A 26,165-nucleotide genomic window follows, 5' to 3' on the forward strand; every position below is an offset into this window, starting at 1 on the left:
TTGATTTTAAAAGTATTTCAATTGACAAAGGTGTTATTCCTCTTTTTCGCCAGGTAGTACAAGTCCCCAGTTTTTGTTTGGTTTGTCGCCCATAACAAGGGTCAGCTTTCCGCCTTTAAAAAGTTCATTAGCCGGGAAACCGAACGAATCCAATTTTATACCGTTCAGTTCGGCGCTCTGCACATAAATGTTTTTGCGCGAAGTATTTTTAGCTTCGATGGTAAACTGTTTGCCCCGGTTGTATCTTTTTCCCAAATCGATGATAATCTTTTCGTACAGCGGGCTGGCAATTTCGTAAACCGGCTCCACGCTGCACCCGCCATCCGTCTGGAAAAGCCCGATGGAAGCCATGATCAGCCAGGCGCTCATTTGTCCCTGGTCTTCGTCGCCCAGGTACGCATTTGCCAAACCGCAGCCATAATATTTTTCGATGATCGAGCGGCTCCAGCGTTGTGTCAGCCACGGATGGCCAACCCAGTTAAACAGGAAGGCGAAGTGCATCGACTGCTGGTTTCCCTGCACCACCGGGTAATCCCAATACTGGTCGTTGGGTGCGTTGTAACGCCACGGTTCGCTGGCCTCAAAGCCCCAGTTCAACCGGTCAACAAAGGCATCCCGGCCCATCACTTTTGCAAGTCCGGGAACATCCTGTGGTACAAAATAGCTTAGCTGCCAGGCATTTCCTTCCACATAATGATGGTTCCGGCCCGACTGGAACGGGTCGAAGGGATCGGCAAATTTTCCGTTGCTGTCGCGCAGTTGGGCATAGCCGTTTTCGGGGTTGAAGGCATTTTTCCACCAACTGCCCCTTTCTGAAAATAGCTTGTAATCGTCGGTTTTGCCCAGTGCTTTGGCATACTGGGCAAGCGTCCAGTCGTCGTACGAATATTCCAGGGTATTGGAGAAACGTCCCAGATCGGATGGCACATACTTGTATTTCAGGTACGGCACCAGGTCGCGGTTTCCGGCAAAGCCCCCGGCCACCTGTGTTGCCGGTGTCGTCTGCATCTTTTTCATGGCCTCAAACGCTTTTTCGGTATCGAAGTCGCGAATGCCCATCTGGTAAGCCCCCACAATCAGCGGGATTTCGTGTTCGGCCACCATCACCGGGATATATTCCATGCCGGCGGGGCCTTTCGCCAGCCAGCCGTTCACGTCGTACATAGCCAACTGCGAATTGACCCATTTCGACGACCATTCGGGCGTCACCAGGTTCCAAAACTGGTTCAGGTTCCAGAAGGTGTTCCAGAACGCATCGCAGCCCAAAGCCAAATGATGGGGATTGGCGAATTTTTGTTTGGTTTCGTCAGCGGCTATCCATTCCCCGTTCACATCGCTCCAGGTGTTGCGGCAAAGCGAACGAAAAAAATTGCTGTAAAAACGGACTTTTTCAAGGCGATTGTCTGTCGATATCTCAATTCTTGAAAGATAGCTGTTCCATACATTTTTCTGGTTTTCCACCACGGCATGATAGTTCCAGCCAAAAGGTTCCGAAATTTCTTTGGCGAGATTTTCTGCCGCATTCTCGATGCTGACCAGTGAAATGCCGGAACGGGCCTGTACCACATTCGATTTTTGGGTGTCGAACTTCACATAAGCCCCGGCATCTTTCAGGTTTTTGCCTTTGATCTGATCCGGGCCAACCAGTTCGTCGTTTATCCAACCGCCCATCTTTTTGATCGGCTGATCAAATTCAATCACAAAATGGACAATGTATTCCTGGTCGGCGTCGTTGCTCCATACGGTAGGGCGGGGCGAAATCTGGTGGCTTTTTCCTTCAATGCGGTAATCGCTTATTTTCTTAATCTCGATATCGAGTAAATTGTAATCATACTCCGCCTGAACATGCAAATCGATCATCACCCGGCCATCTTTTTCTTTGGGAAAAGTATATCGCTGAAACCCGCAGCGGGTGGTGGCGGTCATTTCGGCCCAAATATCCGTATCGTTCATATATACCTTGTAATACCCGAGGGGCGCTTCTTCCGTGGCTTTGTCAATCCGCGACCGGTAGCCCGAATCGGGATCGAACTGGTCGCCGACTTTTGTTTGCAGTTCGCCATTGGTAGGCATCATTCCCAGCCCGCCCATGGTCCATTCGTGGATGTGGCTGAAGCAGCCAACCGTTTCGAATGTAGGCTGATAACCGGCCTGCCAGCCCATGTTCTGGTTGTCGGGGCTCAGTTTCACCATGCTGAAAGGCATCCACGGCCCGGGGGCGATCATCCAGCGCGAGTGTGCCGTCCCGATGCGCGTATCGACATAACCGGCCGGTGTTTGCAATTTTTGAGGCGCCCTGACAATGGTCCCTTTTTCAAGCTCCTTCCCATCAACCAAAATGCGATAGCTGCTTTCTTTCGTTTTTGAAACCGAAGGCATCGGTGCCTCCAACTGATAGCGGGCCGTGTCTAAAACAGCCTGGTACAGCGGTTTTCCATCCAGTTCAACAACAAAACGGGGATTTCCCGACAGATGTTCCACATCAACCAACAGTGGCTGAAACCTTTTCTTTCCTGACTGCAGTTCGTATACCGCAGCTTCAACCGAACGGACAAAAACCTGGTCGTTGTTTGTCAGCACCACGCCATCGGGGCCTTCCAGCCGCAAATGGTCGAAAACCACCCACGAGCCTTCCAGTATGGTAATGGTGACACAATTACCTCCTTTTTTGATGGTCCCATTATGAATGGGTATTTCAAGAACCTGTTCTTCTGAATCTGCCGCTGTTCCGGTGAGCGAGGCGTCGGTTCCTCCTTGTAATAAAAATTTGCTGTGCTGCGAATTGACACTCACTTTCAGAAGCGACTTTTTCGGATTCGCATCCAGCAGATCAACCACCAGTTTCCAGTTTCCGCCGGAAGGTAGTTCCTGCACCCCAAACAGAATATTTACCTCGTGCGTCCGCCAGCCCGAAGTTCCCCAGGTTCCGCCCCAGGTATCGTCGGGGCCGGGTAATACATACGGGAAATCATTTTTCGCAGTTGACCTGCCTATTAAATAATAGCGGTCTTCGTAACCAAAATCTTTGCTCAGGAATTTTTTGTAATCCGACGGGCCTAAGGCCAGATCAGCCGAAGAATGGTCGTTTGTCCCGATCTTCCAGATGAGTTCCGCCTGAAGATTTGAACAAAACAACAGGATAATTGCGATGGTACATAGAAATACTCTTTGCATATCGATTAATTTAAATTTTTACAATCTCCTACAAGAAAGACATAAAGCCACTTTCATTCAATTTACTAAAAAATCTCATTACTTCTCCCCGCCTATCAGGCCCTGATGAAAAACACATTTTACATGGTTCTTTCGCGCCGGATTTTCATTTACAACTCCAGATTCGACAAAATCACCTGGCGTGTTTGTTCATATATTTATTTAATATGTGCAAACTTATTAATATTTATCCAATGAGCAAATCATTCACAAAATTTTTTGGTTTTATTTCAGCAGAAGAACAAACTATTCAATTCCCGGCAGGCATTCGTTTGTATTTTGAAGGTGAAAACCCATTTCTTTCAAAAAAATTCATTCGAAAAGATCTGATACAACAATTTGGATTAACAGTTTCTTTAACTTATCAATCAGCCAATTAAAGCACAAATCGTTTTTTTTGCCCCTGTGGCTGTCTGTAATTAAGACCAGACCACGGGACAAGACGACAGATCAACCGTAAAAAAATCGCTCTTTTGCAAAACCAATAAAAATATTTATATATTTGCAGCGATATCATGTATGAACAAATTAAAGTTTAGCCCTACATATGTACATGAAGCCATTCATAAAAAACCAATTTCGGAGTAAAGCTGACCACCCGGAAGCAGGATCAGTTTTCCTATTTGAACGAATAAAACCCTACGCCATGCTCAACCAAACTACGATATTCACTACTCCCGGCCAGCAAAAATCAAATCAACAATAAATACCAATTATTTTCTCGAATAAAAAACTGACAGCCTATGAAAAAAAGAATTACGCTTAAACCAAAACTTCACTCCTGCATTCCACCACATCGGGTCCGGAATCTATTATCTCACAACAATCCAAATCTCAATAAAACACAGAATACGCTTGTACAATGAATGAAAAGATTCTAACTAACTACTTTTAAAATGATGTAATATGAATATGAAAATCGATCTCTCTTCTTTGCGTAATATTATGCTGATTATTACACTAATCTGTAGTTCAGGCATAATGGCCGCAAGTCAAACAACCCGCCCGGCTGAGTCTTCTAAAAAAATCAGCGGCGTCGTCAAAGATGCCTCGGGCGAGACGTTGATTGGCGCAACAGTTCTGGAGGAAGGCACCCGTAATGGTGTCGTAACCGATCACTCGGGAAGTTTTACCATATCTGTAAAACCTAATTCCAAACTGTTGGTTCAGTACATAGGTTATGAAATGAAGACGGTAGACGTTGGAGAAAAGACATTTTTCGAAATCGTCATGGGTGTTGCAACCAAAGGCATTGATGAAGTCATTGTCGTCGGGTATGGCGTTCAGGAAGAAGCCACGCTGACAGGGGCTGTTTCGTCGATTAAAAACAATGAAATCATCACCACCAAGAACGAGAACCTGCAAAATATGCTGACCGGTAAAATTTCCGGCCTTCGTATTCTTCAGAACTCCAGCGAACCGGGTCAGTTTAACAGTTCGATGGATATTCGCGGTTTTGGTGCGCCGCTGGTTATCATCGACGGCGTTCCCAGAAACAATATGTCGCGTTTGGATCCGGAAGATATTGAAAGTATCTCCGTAATTAAAGATGCCTCGGGCGCCGTTTACGGTTCGCGTGCAGCAAATGGCGTTGTCATCATCACTACCAAAAAAGGAACGAAGACAGGGCTGGCTAATATCAGTTATTCGGGGAACATGACCTGGCAAACTCCTTCCAATTATCCCGATTTGGTTGATGCCGCCGACTGGATGACCCTTTATAACGAATCGCAGAAACACAATGTAGACAACAGCAGTGTGGTTCCCAAATATTCGGCCGAGGAGATTGCATCGTACCGCGATGGAACAAACCTCTCGACTAACTGGAAGAAAGCGGTTATGCGTAACAGCGCTCCCCAAACGCAACATACGTTGAGCGCAACCGGCGGGAATGACGCGATTACCTATTATACCAGCATCGGGTATCAATACCAGGGCAGTTTTCTTCAGACGGATGCTATCAATTATGAAAAGTACAACATACGGAGCAATATCTCCGCAAAAGTCACTGAAAACATCCAGCTCGACCTTAATTTATCAGGCCTTGTTGATGAGCGGCAATCATCGCCTTACAGTTCGAACGACATTGTCAGGGCCATGTGGCTGCAACATCCGATGGATAAGGTCTACTATGATGAAGAGTCAAAAAAATATTCCATGATGGATTGGAACGTGATTCTGAACCCGGTGGCGATGATGGACAAGGACCTTGTTGGTGAAAATAACTACAAGAGCAAATGGTTTCAATCGAACGCCGCCCTGACCTACAAGGTTCCCTTTATCGAAGGACTCTCGCTCAAATCAATGTACAGTTACGACTACACCCTGAATGACAACAAAGAGTATTCGAAGAGTTACACCCTGTACCTGCCAACAGGCGCCGAATATAAGGCAAATACCCAGAAAAGCGGCAACAGCAGGATTTCCCGTTATTTCTACGGAAAAAACGCAAGTCTGTGGCAATTACAGATCGCGTACCAGCGTCAGTTCGGGAACCATTCGGTATCTGCCATGAATCTTTTGGAGAACTCACACTACCAGGGAGATAATTTTTACGGTACCCGCTACCTGGTGCTTCCTTTGCCCCAAATATTTGCCGGGATAAGCGAGAACCAGGAGATCAGGCAGAGTACATCCAGCGGTTCGCTTTACGATTATGCCAACCGCGCATCGGTAGGTCGTGTCTCTTACGATTTTAAACACCGGTATATGGCAGAATTCTCGTACCGTTACGAAGGCTCTTCCAAATTCCCGAAAAACAGTCGTTGGGGATTTTTCCCGTCGGTTTCGGCTGGCTGGAGAATTTCGGATGAGAACTTCTGGAAAAATTCATCGCTCAATTTCATCGACAACCTGAAATTCCGCGCATCATACGGGACAACCGGCGACGACAGCGCTTTGTCGTACCAATTTGTGAGCGGTTATCAGTACCCTGCTTCGGGAAGCCGCACCGGGCTGCCTGCAGGATATATCTTCGGGGACTCATTTGTTTCTTCGTCAAGCAATACCGGTTTGGCCAATACGGCAATCACCTGGTATAAGGCAAAAACACTGAACATCGGGGTAGATGCTACAGCCTGGGAAGGTTTGTTGGGTGCAACCGTTGAATATTTTAACAGAGACCGCACAGGTCTTCTAACCACACGTATCGGAAGTCTTCCCGGTATTGTAGGAGCAAATCTTCCCCAGGAAAACCTGAACAGCGACCAAAACCGTGGTTTTGAAATCGAACTGAGCCATATGAATCGTATCGGGGATGTCAGGTACCAGATTAAAGGCAACATCTCCTATACAAAAACCAAAACAAAATACTATGAAATGGCTGAATTGGGCAATTCTTACCTGAATTGGCGCAACGGGCTCAACGAGCGTTACAACAACATCTGGTGGGGTTATGCCGGAAACGGACGTATCACCAGCTGGGACGAAATCTACTACAATCCGGTATACATCGGTCGTGGTTCCATCCTGGGCGACTATGAATATTTGGATTGGAACGGCGACGGCTGGATCAGCGACCTCGATGTTCACCCCCTGGCCATCAACGGGCAGGTTCCACTGATCAACTATGGTTTGACTTTTAACGCTCAATGGAAAGGTCTGGATCTGACCATGCTTTGGCAGGGTGCAGGTAAAAAATATGTCATTGCCAGAGAATTCCTGTATCAACCTCTTTGGTCCACCACCAATGCCATCAGTGATTTCATGGACCGCTGGCATCCCGCCGATCCGAACGCAAACCCGTACGATCCGGCAACAGAATGGGTAACCGGCGAATACGGCTATACCGGTTCGTCGCCAAATGCGCTGTCCGATTTCAATATCCAGAACGCGGCTTATCTCAGGCTGAAGACCCTGGAAATCGGGTACACACTGCCCGGGAAAATACTCAATCCGGTCAATCTGAAAAACGTCAGAATCTATGCCAGCGCCTATAACCTACTTACGTTTACGAAGTTGAAATACATGGATCCTGAGTTCTACACAAATAATGATACTGGCAAATCGGGTCTTACCGATCTTGGATACAACTATCCCATCAACAAGACCTTTTCAATTGGTATAAACGTGAAATTTTAAAACTAACGAATTTATGATACTGAAAAAAATCTTACTGATCATAGGTTTAAGCGCCGCTGTTTCGGCCTGTACCGATCTGGATATTCCGCCTGTAAACCTGTTGGGAGAAAATGACATCTACGGCAGCAATGAAGGCGTAATGAGCAATATTGCCCGCATCTATAGCAGACTTCCTATCGAAGATTTCAAATATTACTATCCTTCAGGGTTCAACTCCAGCGCAACACAATATAAGCAAATGGCCTGCCTGACCGGCGAAGCCATCGGCCGCGACACACAAGCTGCCGACAGCGAAGGGTTCTCCTATTGGGATGAAGGATATTCACAAATCCGCGATATCAACATGCTCCTGGAGAAAGTTCCCCAATATTCATCTTCCATGCAGGAGTCTGCCGTAAAAACGTACCTGGCAGAGGCTCGCTTTGCCCGGGCCTACACGTATTTTGCCCTGGTAAAACGATACGGCGGGGTTCCTTTGATCGATGCGATCGTCGATTATCCGGCTTCTGTCGATATGGAGGGGACGCATCTTTTCCGTGCTTCGGAAGAAGCTATCTGGGATTTTATTGCATCCGACCTTGATTATGCCATCGAGAATCTGCCCGAAAATTCACCGGCAAAAGGCCGTGTAAACAAATACGTTGCCGCTGCATTCAAATCGCGGGCGATGTTATATGCCGGAAGTATTGCAAAATACAATACCGTGAATGAGGTTCAGGATCAGAACGGCACATCCTTGCGTATTTGCGGTGTTCCGTCAAGCCGCGCCAACGACTATTTTAAGGCCGCTTACGATGCCTCCAAACTGGTTACCGGATCAAATAAATATTCGTTGTACAAAGGTCTTTGGAAGGCAGACGACCCGGTTGCCCAGTACAACAATTTCAAAAACTTGTTCCTGAGCGAAACTTCTGAGAACATCTTTGTCAAGTATTACGACATGACCAATACCACGCATGATTACGACCAATCGGTGCAACCTAACCAGACGAAATCTGGCGGCAACGATTCGGAAGTCAATCCGACCATGGACTTCATCGAGATGTTCGACGGGATTGCCAAGGATGGGAATGGCCGTTTCAAAAACATCGACGACAACGGGAAGTATATCCTGTTCAATTCGCCTTTAAGCGCATTCGCCAACGCCGAACCCCGCCTGCGCGCCACGGTAATTCTCCCGATGGACACTTACAGGGGGCAGGTTATCGAGATTCGCCGCGGTATCTGGACCGGCGATGCGAGCAATGGCATACCGCCGCTGGCCAACGAAGGCGATGTCGGAAACTGTAATCAATTAACCGATCCCAACCTGAAACTGGCAGCAGGTTTAGGCTCAAATCCTTCCATCAGCCTCAATCCGGGCGACCCGAATGGAACCAGCATGAAGGCTGCAGGCGCCAACGGTCCGGTATCCAATTGGGATTTTGGTAATGTGGGTGGCATCTATCTGCGTAAGTACCTGAGAGAGAGCGGTACAACCAACGGCTTCAATTCCACCCAAAGCTGGATCGAAATCCGTTATGCCGAAGTTCTGCTGAACCAGGCCGAAGCCGCCTATGAGTTGCTCCTGGCTGGCGTTTCCGGCGATAATTATCGCACGGTAGCCTACACCAATATCAACAGTATCCGCGAACGCGCCGGCGCTACATTGCTTTCAGGCGAAACCGAACTTAGCAACATTCAGATCATTCGTACCGAACGCCGCAAAGAACTTGCTTTCGAGAACAAAACCTACTGGGACCTTAAGCGTTGGAGGGTTCTTTACGAAGAACAGAATAACAGGCGTTTCCGGATTCTCAACTCGTTCTACTCAACCGATGCACAAAAATATTTCCTGTCTGTTAAGTTTCAGGAACCGCGTGCAGGTTACCAGTATATCTACACGTTTGATACAAGATATTACTATCAACCAATCCCGGCTTCGGAAATAAACAAGAACCCGAATTGCAAACAGAATCCTGGTTTTTAACCCAATTCAAAATTTATGAATATGAAAAATATCGCATATTTCGCATTATTACTCCTTCTCCTCGCAGGCATGGTATCTTGTGAAGATGACAACTATGACGCCCCGGCCGAAACATTCAAAGGATCTTTTGTTGATGCGACAACCAAAGAACCTTTCCAAACAGCAATTGGAAATACAGGCATCCGAATTACGATGATGGAATACAGCTGGAGCGAGAATCCAACGCCATATTACATGTATTGCATGATGGACGGAACGTTTAGCAACACGAAGGTATTTGAAGGCCGATACGGTGTAAAGCCGGATGGAGCATTCGTCCCCCTTCAGGAAGAAATAATTGACATTAAAGGCACGGTTGAAAAAAATTACGAAGTTGAACCGTTTCTGCGCATCGAGTGGGTTGGAGAACCTGTTGTCAACACCGACGGTACGGCAACAGTTCAGGTGAAAATCACCCGTGGCACCTCAAATCCCGACTACCAGCAAGCTTTGGCCGAAACCTGGTTGTTTGTCAGCGAAACACAATACGTTGGCGACTTCAGTTACAGTCCGAACTATTCGACCAAACTGATCGGCGCAACCTTACCTGCACTGGGGCAAACAGTTAGCATAACCACAGGCTGGCCGGGCGGTATCGGTACCGGTTCACAACGAACATTTCCTTCTTACCCGAGAAAATATTTCCTGAGAGTGGGAGCCAGAATCAATAAACAAGTGAACAGTACCAACGTGTACAACTATACAACGGTTAAAGAAATAACATCAAAATAAAGCTGATTTTTTTGATTCCCCCGAAGAACCTGCCTTGCCAGTTCTTCGGGGATATCCATCCGAAAGTTTTTTATCGGCATGATCAATTTTAAGTTTACCGCAGGGATGCAAATGCAGACTTTCCTTTTGAAGGATCTTCTTCCCAATTCTTTCACTTCGTTTTAAAAAACATTTTATATTTTTAACTTATAATTTAAGCGTCCCTATTTTCTTTACGTATGAAATTTGAAGTCGATCATAACAGCTCCACTCCTCTGCACATGCAGGCCGAAAAACTCTTACGGGATTTGGTTGCCAAAAAGGAATACCAGGATGGAAAATTACTTCCGCGCGAGGTTGAACTCTCGAAACAACTTGGTATTTCGAGAAACACATTAAGGTATGCCATCCTGAAGCTCGTCAATGAAGGTTTATTGTCCCGGAAAAAAGGCTATGGGACAAAAGTTTCAACAACAGGCATTTCGGGCAGGGCAAAAAACTGGTTGAGTTTTTCACAGGAGATGAAAGCGTTGGGTATTGCCGTTCACAATTTTGAACTTCATGTGAGCTGGCAGGAACCGGAAGCAAAAGTGCTTTCATTTTTCGACCTTAAGCCGGAAACAAAAGTCCTGACACTTGAACGGCTCCGGGGAAAAGAAAATTTCCCGTTTGTATTCTTCATCTCTTATTTTAACCCGGACATTGGGATTACCGGAAACGATGATTTCAGCCGCCCCCTATACGAAATTCTTGAAGAAAAATACAAGGTGAAAGCTACCCTTTCGTACGAAGAACTGAGCGCTATTAAAGCCACCCCTTTCCTGTGCCGGAAGCTGAATCTTTCTCCCGAAGAACCTGTCCTGTTTCGCCGCCGCTTTGTGTACGACGAAAACAAACGTCCGATTGAGTACAACCTGGGGTATTACCGTGGTGATAGTTTTGTATTTACGGTAGAGAGCGAACGCAAATAAACCGGTACTTCGCACCTTCGTTATCTCTTGGCAGATCAGGAAAAAGGAGAATACACCCAATCACTCTCCGAAAATATTTTTGATTACCCCTGCTTTCGGGCAACTGGTACACCTCCAGTAAATTTCGTCCAAATCATAGCTGATGGCTGTTTCAATCGTCCCATGACATTTTTTTCCGAAACATCGGATATAGCTTGGTGTAAATTCCTCATTCATCGATTCAATGGCTTCATCGATAACCAGATTGAAAAATGAAGTAATTTCTCTGGTTTCCTTTGGCAGATGCTCCCATCGAACATCATATTCTCTAAAATCATCCTTTGAATCCGTCATAATTATATTCAGTCGGGTGCGAGTTCAAATTAGGAATAGCAGTCAAAAAAATAAGTATAAATTGTGTGAAAAAAAAGAGCTACAACTCATTCGTTGTAACTCTCTGATTTTTAAGTGGGCCCAACTGGGCTTGAACCAGTGACTCCCTGATTATGAGTATTAAGACCTCTGTTTTCTTCTATTTTCTTTTGTTTATATATTTCTTCTAATTTATTGATATTTAAGTTTTTATTTGATAATATCATTTTATCAAATAGTGCCTATTTTGAAATAATCGCTATGTTTGTGTGCAAATTGTGTGCAAACAATCGATTTGCACACGACAAATTAGAGTTTAAATATACTGTCTATGTTCAATTATGCAAACAGTGGAGTTACCGTTTCCTCTATTTTAGATGACAGGAGGGCAACCAAAGACAATTTATTTCCTGTCAAAATACGTGTAACGTTTCAGCGTATCCGCAAGTATTATTCGACCGGAAAATATATGACGTCAGAAGGATGGGAGAAACTACCAGATACCAAGAGTAAGAAAATGATTTCTGTGCGACTGGATATTCAAAATTCATTTGATGTTGTGAAAGATACTGTTCAGACTTTGCTGTACGAAGATGGCTTTTCCTTTGAAGCATTAAATAGTCGTCTGACGAAGTCTCCCTCAGATACTTTAAATGCTGGATTTAAGGTAAAGATTCAGGCTTTATTGGATAATGAACAGGTTGGAACTCATCTATTTTATCAGGATGCTCTTAAAAGTGTGGAATCATTTGGAGGAGAGAATATTCCGTATTTGTCTGTTACCGTAGATTGGCTAAGAAACTATGAAAAGTATATGCTTAAGTTAGGAAGAGCCTATACAACCATAGGAATGTATTGTCGTGCAATCCGTTCTGTTATCAATGAGGCAAAAAGGGCTGGCATAATCAAGGAAAATCAATATCCGTTTGGAAATGGTAAGTATGAAATAACAACGGGAACAGGTCGGAAACTGGCACTTACATTGCAACAAATAAAATCAATTGCTAATTATGCTGACGGAAAAGAAACGACCGAGAAATATCGAGACCTGTGGTTTTTCTCCTATCTGTGCAATGGTATTAACTTTGCGGATATGCTTACGCTCAAATATGCCAATATACGGAATGGCGAGATTTGCTTTTTACGTGCAAAAACATCCAGAACGTCCAAGGTAAAAAAAGAAGTATGCGCGATTTTGACTCCTGAAATGAATAAAATTATCCAGAGATGGGGAAATAAATCCCAAAAACCGGATGAATATATTTTTAAATATCTTACAGGTAAGGAAACACCCTTTGAGGAAAAAGACGTGATAAAAGCTGTCACCAAACTTTGTAATAAGCGATTAAAAAAGATCGGAACAACTTTAGGAATTGAATCATTGAGCACATACACTGCCCGGCATTCTTATGCCACATTAGTAAATTATTCTTTTAATAAGATAATTATCAACCAATTAGGCGATATCGAAAAGAAAAAGGGCAACAGATAAGTAGGAGAAAAAGTGCCTTATTACACTTCATTTTTTATACTTTCAAAATAACTCTGTTGTAAAGATAAACAAATAAATAGACTAATCCCGAGTATCCGCATATTTTTTTGTTGTTGCTTTTCAAAAAAGCAATCGTGTAAACAGTCTAATATTAGTCCGACAGAAAACAAAAAAGCCGTACCGACTTCTATATCAGGCATCATAATGGTCACGATGTTTGCAGTAATTCAATGAAAGAGCTACTGTTATGTTATAGATAAGAAATACTTCGATAACTGGATGCAGCGCAGCCTGTCATGGCTGGTGAGATCGTTGGCAAGCTGGATGATTCCGATGAGGAAGTTCCTTTATTTGATGGAGAAAAACTGCTGGACAACTAAGATGTCTGCCGGATGCTCAATATCAGCATGCGAACATTGCAACGTTACTGCTCATCAGGCGACCTACCTTTTCAAATGACATTTCATAAGATTCTATAAAGAGTCGGATGTCTTGAAATTTATTGAGACCTATTTTAGCCGTTTCCATGCAGAACGCAATAAGAAAAATAAAAAATGAGTTATTTGTTTTTGTTATCACCCCGCTTCGTCGCAAGACGGTGCGGGTTAGGCTGTAAAGAGAAAAGCGCCCGTATCAATTTACAGTATCGGCTCTTTTCGTTGATGCTAAACCTTTAATCTCTTTAAAACAATAGAATGATCAGGTTTAATCCACTGCTTTATACTGGCGATAACTACTCCCTTGTCGGAAACATTCGTAATTTTCCTTAATGTATGAACGTCATAGTTTGAATATTCAACATTCTAAAACGGATAAAAATGCTTATTTTCACAAGCTAAAACTAATCAACGAGTTATATGTCAGAGAACGTTAACAGCGAATCGTATCAGGGATTTGATGGGAATAAACTCATAGAAGGATTACGTGCTGAAAACGGGGCCGCCTTTGAGTATGTTTTCCGGAAATACTTTCCGCGTATCCGTCTTTTTGCCTTTCGCATGACCAATAACGATGAAGATTCGAGGGACATCGCCCAGGATGTATTTATTGCACTTTTTAAAAACACGAAAAGAATCACCAGCGAGGGTCTGTTAAAATCCTATCTGTTTAAAATGACCCGTAATGCATGCTTTAATTATATCAAACATAAAAAGGTTGAACAAAAATACCTTGACTTTATTCAATACGACAATCCGTCATTGAATCTCTATATGCTTAGTTTTCTGGAGGAAAAAGAAGCAGAGTATCTTCGGGCTGAAATCAAGAAAGAAGTAATGGCCATTATTTCAACGATGGGTGAATCTGTTCAAAAGGTTTTTGTGCTGAGTAAATTTCAACATAAAAAGAATAAGGAAATTACTGAAATAACAGGTCTTCATATTAAGACGGTCGAAAAACATCTTTCCAGGGCAATGAAGCGTTTGAAAAGTGAATTAGCGTTTGGAGGCGAACGAAAAATAACCAACCTTCATTTTTTTCTCACATTTTTTTAAAAAACGTGCGGGTTTTTTTTGCTCTTGATGTAACAATTATAACAAGCAAAAAAAATGGACTCTGAACAAACATCCTATTCTGAATTGATCAAAAAATTTTACACCGGGAAAATCAGTGTAAAAGAAGAAGGAGAATTATACAACGCTCTTCAAAATGATAAAAAACTTAAAAATGAGTTTTTTGAATTTGAAAGGAACTACGATTTTCCTATGGATCAATTAACAAAAGATCATTGGCATAAGTTGATTTCCAGAAGATACAGGTCAGACGGACAATTGAAAAAACAAAGAATTAGTTATGCAGGGCTGAAATATGCAGCAATTTTCCTGATTGGTTTTGTTTCTTTCTGGTTCATGCAAAATATTGTCCGGGAAAAGCCGGTGCCTGTGGTTGAGAACTATTGCGAAGTTGTAGTGCCCAAGGGACAGAAGTCACAATTGCATCTTCCGGATGGAACTACAGTGTGGTTAAATTCAGAAAGCAAGCTGCGTTATCCGGCAAATTTCTTACAAAAAGCAAGATGGGTTAAGTTGTCAGGCGAGGCTTTTTTCGATGTAACCCGGAACAATGGTCAGTCCTTTGTAGTAAAAACAAATGACTTTGATATCAAGGTTACAGGAACGAAATTCAACGTCATGGCTTATGAAGATTTTCACCGGACAGAAGCTTCTCTGGAAGAAGGAAAAATTGAAATTTTAAATAATTCGGGAAAAGAAAACGCAGAAATAGCGGAGTTGAAGCCTGACCAGAAGTTTATTTTTTCGAAAGAAAAGCATGAATATACGATAGCCAGATCGATCCCTGAAATTGAGTCATCCTGGAAAAACAATGAATTTGTTTTTGAGAATATCGAATTTTCTGAGTTTGCCAGAAGATTGGAACGATGGTATGATGTCGAAATTACATTTGCGGACAAGGAATTATCCGGGATTAGGTACACCGGAAAATTTAAGAATAAAGAAACCATCTGGCAAGTACTTGATATTATAAAACTGACAACAAAAATTGAATATACATTAACTGACAGAAAATTAATTATAAAGAAAGCCAAATAAATTAAAAAAGAAGGGGAATGATCCACCATTCCCCTTCTTAAGATTAGTATTAAAAGTTTGCAATACCAAAATTCAAATTTATGAAAAAAAATCAGATTTATCTGTATGGGAAGGGTGTATCCATACATTTTAAAAAATGTTTTCTCATTATGAAACTAACTGCTATCATTATTCTGATGGCTTGTTTGCATTTATCAGCAAAAAGCCTGGGCCAAAATCAGCGTATTTCTGTTGATTTCAGGAATTCTTCCATTAAAGATGTGTTCAATGAAATTGAACATGTCTCAGACTACACAGTATTTTACAGATCAGAAGATCTCACTGATTTGAAACAAGTCAATGAGAGTTTTTCCAATAAATCTGTATTCGAGATTCTGGATCATGTTTTAAACGGGACAAATCTCTCGTATGTCCTTAAGAACAGGGTAATCGTTGTGTTGCCAAAGGATCATTCGGAAGTTTTGACTCAACAGGCCAAAGATATCTCCGGCCGCGTCACCGATTCCTCCGGCGTTCCCTTACCCGGTGTAACAGTGGTAGTAAAGGGAACAACAATCGGAACAATAACCGATGCAAACGGGAAATATGAATTGGCAGGTGTTCTTTCTGAGGGAACACTCGTTTTTTCGTTCGTAGGAATGAAAAAAAGTGAAGTCGTCGTTTCAGGCAAAAGTACGGTGGATGCTGTGCTTGAAGATGAAACCATCGGTATTGAAGAAGTAGTTGCAATAGGGTATGGAACTGTTAAAAAACGGGACCTTACAGGTTCTGTATCGAGTGTAGATGCCGGAAAATTTCAGGAGCAAGCTGCATATTCGGTTGAAAATGCACTTGCTGGCCGCATAGCAGGAGTTAAAGTGACTGATGGAGCACAACCTGGCTCCGGAGCCTCAATCCAAATCAGGGGGGCTAATTCAATGTTGGGAGGAACCGAGCCATTATATGTAGTTGACGGCATTCCAGTAGAGCCAAACCAGGATGCCAAAGGGCAATCCGTTGGTGGGTCCGTTGAAACTTCAATTAATTTTATTGATCCATCCTCCATCGAAAGTATAGAGGTATTGAAAGATGCTTCTGCTACTTCCATATATGGGGCGAGGGGGGCAAACGGGGTAGTCCTGATTACAACTAAACAGGGGAAATCAGGAAGGCAGAAGCTAACTTTTAAATATTCGCTTAATATTGCCAAGGTATCAAAGCACAGGGATATTTTGGATGGGCCGGGGTTTGCAAACTGGTTAAATTTGTCTACGGCCAATCTATCATACATAAAAACATCGTGGTGGGATTACCAGCAAATGCTTTTTGACAATGGCCAGATTTCAGTAATACCTGATGTTTCTCCATGGGGCACCAAAAATACTACTGAGGCCAAAGCTTATAAATGGCAATTTGACGGAGTTGAAAGACCTTTGCCTGACAGTCCTGATTTGAATAATACGAATTGGCAAGATGAAATATTCCAAACAGCAATTACCCACAATTACAATTTAGGTTACTCTGGAGGTTCAGATAGAGGGACATTTTCGTTTGGTTTAAACTATTTGGAGCAGGAAGGTATTTTGATGGGTTCTGGTTATGAACGTATCAATACAAATCTGAATATAAATCAAAAGATAACTGAAAAAATCAAGGTCAATTCCATTATGAATTTCACCAAGGGTAATGCAAATGCACTTATGACCAACAACGGGCATAGTATTATGAATTTGATTACCAAGGTGACCAGTTTTGCACCAACCAATAAACCACTTGGTGCAGGAGAGACTTTTGAGGATTTTGATTTTAACGCTCCACAATATCAGGATAGCCCGATTGATATTGCAACAAAATTAGTTGATGATAAGGAACAAATAAATATGTTAGGTTCATTCGGCATAGATTATAAGATATTAAAGAATCTAACATTCAATGCTACCGGCGCTCTAACCTACAATGCAAATAACCGTGATACGTATTGGCCGATGTCAACTCAAAGAGGAGAGGCATCCAAAGGGGATGCAACCTCTTCTCGTAACCAATTTTTTAAGTATCTAACACAATATCAGTTGTCTTACAATAAACAATTCAACATAAATCATAGAGTTAATGCTGTATTGGTTCACTCCTATGAGAAATTTCAATTTAGAGAGGATTTTTTAAGTGTAAAAAATTTTCCTACCGATGTATTATCTTACAAAAACCTTGCTTCGGGGCTCGATTACGCTGTCCCCCAAAATAATTTTTACGATTCTTATTTAAAATCTTATTTGGGTAGGGTGAATTATAGTCTCAAGGATAGATACCTTTTAACGTTATCTTTTCGGGCTGATGGTTCATCGCGCTTTGCCAAAAATAATAAATGGGGTTATTTTCCTTCCGGAGCTTTAGCCTATAGGATGATTGAAGAGTCTTTTGTGAAGGACCTGAATGTTTTCTCAAATCTGAAATTGAGGTTATCATATGGTAAAACCGGAGGGCAGGCAATAAGCCCATACCAATCGTTAGCAACATTAGTCACAAAAAATTATACGTTTGATAGCAATATAGCATCTGGTTTTATAGAAAATAACCTTGAAAACCCTAATTTGAAGTGGGAAAATACAAACCAGTACAATGCCGGGATTGATTTTGGCTTCTTAAATAATAGATTTAACCTGACACTTGATGCCTATTACAAAAAAACGACCGATTTATTAATGCAAGTGGAAAATCCACCATCAAGCGGATTTGCTACTAAAATTGATAATGTTGGCGCAGTTGAGAACAAAGGTGTCGAGGCTGAACTATTGGCCACAATTCTGAATGGCAGATTAAAATGGAATGTCAGTGGAAATATTTCATTCAATAAGAATAAAGTGCTGGAAATGGGGAGAAATGGATTTCAATATTCATCATTTAGCATAAGTGGCTTTAGACCAATAATTTTCAAGGAAGGTGAGGTTTTAGGAGCTTTTACTGGCTTTGAGAAGGTTAAAATATTTGAAACATGGGAAGAGGTGTATACCAGTGCCCAACCCGGTGCATCCATTGGAGATATGATGTTTAAGGATCAAAACCTTGATGGCTTATTAAATGAAGATGACATAGCTATTATTGGAGATCCTAATCCTGATGCACTATGGGGGGTAACGAATGAATTCCGTTATAAATCTTTCGACCTGTCCATCTTAATTGACGGGCAGATTGGTGGAGATATTTATTCTATTGAAGATATGAACATAGAATCAAACTTTAGGCATCAGAATGCAACAAACCACGCAGCAGTAAATTCATGGGTTCCCGCCGAAGGAGTTCCCGGTTCATCATGGGAAATGAAAGACGGAACCATTTTCTCAACCGAAGGTTACGATTACGGTTTTGGGAATTCTGATCCATACAACGCCAGACCAATGTTTTACGTACTCTCAAGTGAACGTCGGAGAACTAGCGATGAATATGTGAAAGATGCCACCTTTATTAAATTACGCAATATTTCTTTGGGGTACAATTTAGGTTCAAGGGTGATAAAATCAATTGGAGTTAAAAATTTAAGGATATATGCGTCAGCTACAAATTTACTGGTAATAACCAAATATGATGGATTTGACCCTGAGGTGACCGCTTTTAATAATAGCCCTTCGCGTAGAGGACTTGATCTTGGTACATATCCTGCGTCGCGTACAATTACATTCGGTATAAATGCAACATTCTAATTTATTTTTTATTTATATAATTCTTTAAAAAGAAATTATGAAACCAATATATTTTTATAAAATGAAACCAATATATAAATTTATGGCTTTCCTGATATTCTTTGGAAGCTTCCTTTCGTGTGAGGATAGTATAATGGAAGAACCTCAGTCATCGTTAGCGCCTGAAAATTTCTATAAAACTGGTGAAGAAGGAATTATTTCAGTAAATGCATGTTATCAGTCGATGAAAGATAACTTCATATCTCAAGGTAATGGCGTTTATGTTTATCTTGATAATTTAACAGATTTTAATGATGGAAGTACCCAATTTATATCTTTTTACAACAATTCATTGTCATCTAATAATACATATGTCATAACCCTGTGGGAACGGTATTACACTACAATAGGAGCCACGAATGTTACTATTGGGAGAATGGAAGCTTCTGAAATTGATGAAGAAATAAAGAACCGCATAATAGGAGAAGCTAAGTTTATCAGGGCTTTAAATTATTTTCATATCGTGCAAATCTGGGGTCCGGCTCCTCTAAAAACTACTCTTCCACAAGGAACTGATAATATGGATCTTCCACGTACATCTATAAAAGAAATATATGATGCAATTATTGACGACCTGAAATTTGCTGAAGAAAATTGCTGGAATGTAGGAGAAACCAAAAGTGTTAATTCAAAATCTTATACAAATGATAGAGGCAGGGTCACAAAGGGAGCAGCAAAAGCACTGTTGGCAAAGGTTTATTTAAAAATTGCTTCAACATCAAACGCGGCAAACAGGCGTACTGATGCACCTTTGGTAAATAGCAACACTGGACAGGTTGATGGTTTGGAAGCTTATAAAGTTTTCGATTCGGCCACATATTACGATTTGTGTATTGCAAAATGTAACGAAGTTGAAGGATTGGGATATGCGCTAAATGGTGATTTTATGACCAATTTTAATACCAAAAAGAAAAACGGGATTGAGAGTTTATTCGAGATTCAGGCATTTGGGCAATTGGGTTATGGTTCAAGGTTGGCACCATTTTATTCCCCTGGTTATTCCGGGTTGTATGGCGGTACATGGGGAGGAACACATGGGCTTATTAAGACATTCTTATTAGCTAATAATGGCCCTTTTAGAATTTATAAAAATGCCTTTTTTGATTATCGTCCTGCAGTTGAAGGGGATCCTGCCAATAAAGTAAGCAAATTTGCTATTGACATAACTGATAATAGATACAAGAATGGATTTGTGCATAACTATTATCGTTATAACCAAAATAATAGGCTCTATTCTTGGGATGCCGGATCTGCTACTTACAAAGGAAATACGGGTGGGCAAGTTGTCAAGTTATATACGTCAAAATATATTGATACTGAAGGAACTATCCATGATGACAATTCCAATAACTGGGTACTTTTGCGTTTTGCTGATGTGCTGTTAATGAAAGCAGAATGTTTGTTTGAAAAAGGTGACTGGAACCAGGCTTGGGTGCTTTTAAAAAGGGTTCATATACGTGATGGGAATCAGAACATGGAGGGTGAGAATATCTTTCCCGGGAATTATACTGAATGGATTTCCAGGTTTGAGGGTTCAACAAATGAAGAAAAGTTTCGTGAAGCAATATTATACGAACGGTTCATTGAATTATTCTATGAGGGACACCGTTTTTTCGATCTGTGCCGCTTAGGCAAATTAGAGGAAAAATGTGCTGTTGTTGGACGTGCCAGAACAAGAAAAGGCTATTATTTGCCGATTTCTCAAACTGAGATTAATGCCAACCTGTCAATATCAGAATTGGATAATAACCCTGGTTACGAAACAGTTAAATGATGTTTTTTTGTTTTTAATCAAATTCGCACGTTCCTGTGCGAATTTGATTAAAAACGGCGTGAATTTAAATTTCTCAGAGATAGAATAATGCGTAGTGTTATGGCAATGGATTTTTTTATAATTCATGCTGAACGTATCTCAGCATCTAATATTAATAAATAACTAAATAATAAGCGAATGATGAATCGTCGTTCTTTTGTAAAAACAGTTACGACAACAACACTTGTAGGAATTGGAGTTGGTAATATTCCTATACTGTCGGCAGTGTCTCCAATGAAGAGAGGTGGCGTAAGTACCTGCAAAGAAGCGGTTGCTATCGCCATGTGGGATTTTTCCTGGTTATTGCGGCATGAACCGGGTCATGTGGTCGGAAGCGAGTTCGCAGATTGGGACAAGGTTCTGGATGAATTAGTTGACCGTGGATACAATGCCATCAGGCTTGATGTGTTTCCCAATCTTGTGGCAACTGAACCGGATGGCAAACTAGTAGAGACCTTTTATTATTCCCAAAACAAAAAACGTCCGGTAATGTGGGGCAATCAGCACCCTACCACGATTAATCCCAGGCAAGCCCTAAAAGAGTTTATCCCGCGTTGTCTCGACCGTGGCTTTCTTCTTGGGCTTTCGACATGGTTCTTTGGACCAGGAGCAGAGAAAATTGCCGGAGTGGACGAGTTTGTCCGTGTTTGGGACGAAACCCTTAGTTTCCTGAAAGATAACGACCTGCTCCACAATATTTATTATGTGGATTTGTTGAACGAATACCCCCTCTTTAGTGGGTTCAAATGGTTGCGAGCACAAATGGATAGTAAGATACAAGGGAACAAAGAAATGACACTGGGCGAAGGTGTGTATGAATGGAAGGAAAAGGCTGGAAACTACACCGGTGAGGAGTCACAGAAATTTTACACCTCTTTTGCCAACGATGCCATTTCCCGTCTTCTGAAAAAGTGGCCGGAATTAGATTTTATCTTCTCTCTAACATTAAATAAAAGCGCCGACTGGCGGGTGATGGCGCCAACAAAAATTGCTGCACTTGATGTCCATCTTTGGTTCGTTATGAATCCTCTGTTAGGCGATCCTGACACAGGATACTGGGAAAATATCCATAAACAGGCCGGTATTGAAGAGCGTTTTCCTCAGGTGCAAAGGGCATTGCTCGCAAACTGGAAAAAGTATAAGCCTGAGTTGATCGAATGGATGGACAAATCAATGGCAGAAGCAGCAGCGTTGGGTATGAAATATGGAAAACCTGTTGGTAACACAGAAGGATGGGGGATCATCAACTGGCTTGATCATCCGTCACTGAGTTGGGATATCATTAAAGAGACAGGGGTGATTTGTGCCAGACTGGGGAAAAAACACGGTTATCGATTCAACTGTTCATCCAATTTTACGCACCCTCAATTTCCAAGACTTTGGGCGGATATCGAATGGCACCAACGCGTGACAGGAATAATCAGAGGGGGCAATTAAGCAACAGCATAATACAGATTAAGAACTATAAAATCATTAAAAATGAAGAAAAACAATGCAATGGAGGGACTTGTTTCAAAAACCCTTCACCTTTCATTTGTTGCATTCTCGACCGTTTTCTGTATCACGAATGCTTCAGCAAAAGAAAAAAAACCTAATATCCTGTGTATAATAGCTGAAGATATCTGTCCAAATTTGGGCTGTTATGGTGATCCCAATGCCCTGACACCTAATATCGATCGTTTGGCAGCCGAAGGTGTACGGTTTGATTGTGCATTCAGCCACGGGTCGACTTGCGCCCCTGCACGTACTACCCTAATTCTGGGGTGTTCACCTGTAACGATCGGGGCACAGCAGATGCGTAATAATGTGATTAAGCCAGAAAGCATCCGCATTTTGCCTGAGTTTATGCAAGATGCCGGTTATTTTTGTGCTATAAATAAAACTGACTTCAATTTTGAATCACCATATAACAAGCCCAAAAAACCCGGTGATACGGTAGGGTGGGATGCACACATCGAAGGTAGTTACTTCTCAGCAGGAAAGGAGTTAAGCGAAAGCTTGGTTAAAGCATTGAGTAAACGTCAAAAGGGACAACCCTTTTTTGCTATGTGTACCCTTGGACGTACCCATGAATCACAATATGGTTACCCAACAGAAACCAAGGCGGCTCAGCGCCTTTGTAAGCGTTTGACACACGAGCAGCTTTGTGACCGTTCGAAGCTTCAAGTTCCTCCTTTTTTGCCTGATGCTCCCGGTATACGCGAGACTCTTGGACAATATTACGACGCGATTGCAGAAATGGATGCTCAAGTCGGTGACATTTTGGAATGGCTGGAGCAGGAAGGTCAGGCTGAAAACACTATTATCTTCTTTTTTGGCGACAATGGCATGGGTATGACAGGTGGAAAAGGTACTTTATGGGATGAAGGATTGCATGTTCCACTAATCGTTAGGGTACCGAAAAAATGGTCGAACTTATCTCCCCAATTGCCGGGAACAGTTAGTAAGCGCTTAGTTAGTTTCGAAGATTTTGCTCCATCAACCCTAAGTCTTATCGGGCAAACTAAGCCAAGTTCGATGACTGGTCAGTCGTTTCTTGGTCAGGAAGTTGCAACTCTCCGGAGTTATGTTTATGGAGTCCGTGATCGAGTTGATACAAAGGCTGATCTGATGCGTTCTGTACGTGATGAACATTTTCTTTATATCCGTAACTTTATGCCGTTTATGCCGTTCTCCCCAAAACACTTTGCTATACTTTGTGCTCCTACATTCTACTGTGATTGGCGTGATCTATATAACCAAGGTAAGTTGCCAGAGGGGCGCGTCAGTCAATTTTATACGCCAACTCGCCCATCTGAAGAACTTTATGATATAGTAAATGATCCCTATCAGCTTCATAATCTGGCAAATAATTCATCTTTTAAAAATGAGCTGGAACGACTTCGTAAAGAGTGTACTGCATGGATGAGAAAAAATCATGATACTGGATTGCTCCCAGAGAGTGAAATGTATAGGCGTGCAGAGTGTAGGTCTTCGAATTCCACAGAGTTGGATTCTTTGCTTAATCCGATTGATAAATTGTTGGAAGTAAGTGCAATGACCATGCAGATGAACGAACAAGATTTGCCAAAAATAAAAACATTAATGAAAGATTCTGATGCAGCAATACGCTGGTGGGCTGTTGCAGGTTTGTTAGGTCTTGGAGATAAAGCAAGTTTGGCACAAAAACAACTGGAAGTTGCCCTTGAAGATGAATCATTTCCTGTTCGAATTGCTGCGGCAGAAGTTCTTTGCAAAATTGGAATGGAAGACAAAGCTTTACCAGTATTGATTGATGGATTACTGCAAAGAGAGGATGCCCTGATTGCCGCTGAATCTATTGATGCATTAGAACGTTTGGGTAAAAAAGCATTGCCAGCTTTACCTGTATTGCATGAAATGGCGCAAGGGAAAAATCTCAAGTATGGAAATAACTATGTGAGAAATGTTGGCTTAAAAATACCAGCAATTTTTATTACAGAGGAGCTTGGGCATCCAATAGATTACCCTAAAAAACTGCCTTGGAATATCAAACGGATTAATGAGATACACGAGCGGTTATTTCCATAAATTCCCTGGAAACCGGGCTAGTAAAAATCAAATTACACCAATCAACTTGAATAATAAGTCTGAAAATCAGGTCGGATGTTAAATACAGGTTGTATTTTAAAAAATATGTTTGAGCCCTTTTAAAACTAGTTTTGAGAAAATAGATAATGGATATCCTTTTGAACAAAAAAGAAAACAAATGAGAATTTTTAAGATGATCACACCCTCTCTACTGCTCGTGCCGCTGGGGGCTATGTCGGCATTAAAAACGCCAGTGCCTGAGGGCAGACCTAATATCGTTTTTCTGATTTCAGACGAGCACCGTTGGCAGGGCATGGCTCATACCGATATGCCGGAACTCAAGACTCCAGAAATGTCGAAATTGGCCACTGAAGGAGTCAGCTTGGTTAACTGTATCAGTAATAACCCTGTCTGTGTTCCCTCTCGGACGATGCTGATGACTGGCAAATGGTGTTATGCCACTCGCACATTGGAGAACATTAACGAACCGATGCCCGATGTTGAAAGTCAACCAACAATGGCAAAAACATTTGCCGCCGCGGGTTATCAAACCGGGTATACCGGGAAATGGCACGTGAACATGGATCCTCAAAGTGCTGGGTTTCAAGATCATTTCCTATGGGATAATACCAATGAACACTGGAATTCTAGTTTTACCGAGTTGACTCAAAATCGTATCTCAACGAATTATCCTGGTTATGCCCCCATATTGATGACCGACCAAGCCTTGGGGTTAATGGACAAGTATGCAAAGTCAACGAAACCCTTCTTTTTGATGGTATCCTGGAACCCGCCCCATGCCGATATGAAGGATGCTCCCGAGGAATTCAAGTCGCTCTATCCAAATCAGGATGCATTGTCAGTTCGGGCCAACGCCACGGTAAACTCGAAAGAGTGGAGCACTTATCAGGGGTATCATGCCCATATTTCCGCCATCGACCGGGAAATCGGTCGAATTCTGGACAAGTTGGATCAACTGGGATGCACATCAAATACCATTGTAATCTACACCTCGGACCATGGGACGATGCTAAATTCTCATAATCTTAACAGCAAACGCTACCCGTATGAGGAATCGATTCGGGTTCCATTTTTGCTGCGTTGGCCGGGGAAGGTGCCGGCCAATTCCAAGCCGGACTTTCTTCTGGGAACGATTGATTTATTTCCAACCCTTTGTGGTTTAGCTGGAATCTCCGTTCCGCCAACCTGTCAAGGTCAGGACCTATCGTTGGCGATTCAAGGCCAATCGGTTCAAACGCCAAACTCCCAGTTCATCATGCACATTGCCAACTATAAGGATTACGAAATAGTAAAAAATAACTCCAAAGCAAAAATTTTCCGTCCGTATTTCCGTGGTGTGCGCACAACACAATACACCTACTCGGTTGGAGTGAATGGACCCTACATCCTTTATGACAATAAGAAAGACCCGTTGCAACAGAAAAATCTGATCAATGATCCTTCCTATGCCGAGGTTGCCCGAAGCTGCCAGAGAGAGCTGGACATGTGGCTGGACAAGGCAGAATATGCTTATATGCCTGCGGAACTGAAGAGTAAGCTTATGCCCATGGGTTTAGGTGATCGGATAGCCTATCAGAATATTGCGGCAGCTGAAGCAATGATGAAAAATCCAAATGGGGTTCGGGTTAGAGGTGAAGAATAATTATAGAATGATACAAATAAAAAGAATAAAAAATGAAAAGAATAACAAATGA

15 protein-coding genes and 1 pseudogene are annotated in these 26,165 nt (G+C 42.2%); 14 read left to right on the forward strand and 2 right to left on the reverse strand.

The annotated features are described in order from the left end of the window. Positions 1-33 precede the first annotated feature (33 nt). Positions 34-3,174, reverse strand: a complete 3,141-nt coding sequence (locus AC6H3C_RS22775; protein WP_497517869.1) for a GH92 family glycosyl hydrolase — start codon at positions 3,172-3,174, stop codon at positions 34-36. A gap of 233 nt (positions 3,175-3,407) precedes the next feature. Here AC6H3C_RS22775 and AC6H3C_RS22780 point away from each other — a divergent pair, with 233 nt between their 5' ends. The 5 genes from AC6H3C_RS22780 to AC6H3C_RS22800 all read left to right on the forward strand — a co-directional run bounded on the left by AC6H3C_RS22780 (position 3,408) and on the right by AC6H3C_RS22800 (position 10,983). Beyond that, entirely contained in the window at positions 3,408-3,593 is a 186-nt protein-coding gene (locus AC6H3C_RS22780) for a hypothetical protein (RefSeq protein WP_497517871.1), read from the forward strand. 526 nt (positions 3,594-4,119) lie between these two features. Beyond that, the gene (locus AC6H3C_RS22785; protein WP_497517872.1) at positions 4,120-7,293 is read left to right on the forward strand and encodes a SusC/RagA family TonB-linked outer membrane protein; all 3,174 of its coding nucleotides are present in this window, start codon (positions 4,120-4,122) and stop codon (positions 7,291-7,293) included. 13 nt (positions 7,294-7,306) lie between these two features. Continuing rightward, complete coding sequence (locus AC6H3C_RS22790; protein WP_497517873.1) at positions 7,307-9,262, forward strand: RagB/SusD family nutrient uptake outer membrane protein; 1,956 nt, start codon at positions 7,307-7,309, stop codon at positions 9,260-9,262. 21 nt (positions 9,263-9,283) lie between these two features. Further along, the gene (locus AC6H3C_RS22795; RefSeq protein ID WP_497517875.1) at positions 9,284-10,033 is read left to right on the forward strand and encodes a DUF3823 domain-containing protein; all 750 of its coding nucleotides are present in this window, start codon (positions 9,284-9,286) and stop codon (positions 10,031-10,033) included. 218 nt (positions 10,034-10,251) lie between these two features. Continuing rightward, entirely contained in the window at positions 10,252-10,983 is a 732-nt protein-coding gene (locus tag AC6H3C_RS22800) for a GntR family transcriptional regulator (RefSeq protein ID WP_497517876.1), read from the forward strand. Between the two features lie 60 nt (positions 10,984-11,043). Here AC6H3C_RS22800 and AC6H3C_RS22805 read toward each other — a convergent pair whose 3' ends face one another. After that, positions 11,044-11,316: a hypothetical protein gene (locus AC6H3C_RS22805; protein WP_497517878.1), complete on the reverse strand. Its 273-nt coding sequence runs from the start codon at positions 11,314-11,316 to the stop codon at positions 11,044-11,046. 349 nt (positions 11,317-11,665) lie between these two features. Between AC6H3C_RS22805 and AC6H3C_RS22810 the strand changes: the two genes are divergently transcribed. From AC6H3C_RS22810 to AC6H3C_RS22850, 9 genes and pseudogenes are all read left to right on the forward strand, one after another. Continuing rightward, a complete protein-coding gene (locus tag AC6H3C_RS22810; protein WP_497517880.1) occupies positions 11,666-12,826 on the forward strand; it encodes a phage integrase SAM-like domain-containing protein in 1,161 nt (386 codons plus the stop codon). 389 nt (positions 12,827-13,215) lie between these two features. Further along, positions 13,216-13,305: pseudogene (locus tag AC6H3C_RS22815) on the forward strand (helix-turn-helix domain-containing protein); the annotation flags it as partial. A gap of 378 nt (positions 13,306-13,683) precedes the next feature. Beyond that, positions 13,684-14,319 carry an RNA polymerase sigma factor gene (locus AC6H3C_RS22820; RefSeq protein ID WP_497517881.1) on the forward strand — a complete coding sequence of 212 codons (636 nt, stop codon included), beginning with the start codon at positions 13,684-13,686 and terminating at the stop codon, positions 14,317-14,319. Between the two features lie 54 nt (positions 14,320-14,373). After that, the gene (locus tag AC6H3C_RS22825; protein WP_497517882.1) at positions 14,374-15,375 is read left to right on the forward strand and encodes a FecR family protein; all 1,002 of its coding nucleotides are present in this window, start codon (positions 14,374-14,376) and stop codon (positions 15,373-15,375) included. An 80-nt stretch (positions 15,376-15,455) separates the two neighbouring features. Next, positions 15,456-19,049, forward strand: a complete 3,594-nt coding sequence (locus tag AC6H3C_RS22830; RefSeq protein ID WP_497517884.1) for a TonB-dependent receptor — start codon at positions 15,456-15,458, stop codon at positions 19,047-19,049. A 37-nt stretch (positions 19,050-19,086) separates the two neighbouring features. Further along, complete coding sequence (locus AC6H3C_RS22835) at positions 19,087-20,862, forward strand: RagB/SusD family nutrient uptake outer membrane protein (RefSeq protein WP_497517885.1); 1,776 nt, start codon at positions 19,087-19,089, stop codon at positions 20,860-20,862. A gap of 177 nt (positions 20,863-21,039) precedes the next feature. Continuing rightward, the gene (locus AC6H3C_RS22840; protein WP_497517886.1) at positions 21,040-22,338 is read left to right on the forward strand and encodes a cellulase-like family protein; all 1,299 of its coding nucleotides are present in this window, start codon (positions 21,040-21,042) and stop codon (positions 22,336-22,338) included. Positions 22,339-22,380: 42 nt separating this feature from the next. Beyond that, a complete protein-coding gene (locus AC6H3C_RS22845; RefSeq protein ID WP_497517887.1) occupies positions 22,381-24,450 on the forward strand; it encodes a sulfatase-like hydrolase/transferase in 2,070 nt (689 codons plus the stop codon). A gap of 109 nt (positions 24,451-24,559) precedes the next feature. Next, on the forward strand, positions 24,560-26,113 hold the full coding sequence (locus AC6H3C_RS22850) for a sulfatase-like hydrolase/transferase (RefSeq protein WP_497517888.1): 1,554 nt from the start codon (positions 24,560-24,562) through the stop codon (positions 26,111-26,113). The last annotated feature ends 52 nt before the right edge of the window (positions 26,114-26,165 follow it).

The organism is Gaoshiqia sp. US2 (assembly GCF_059705485.1).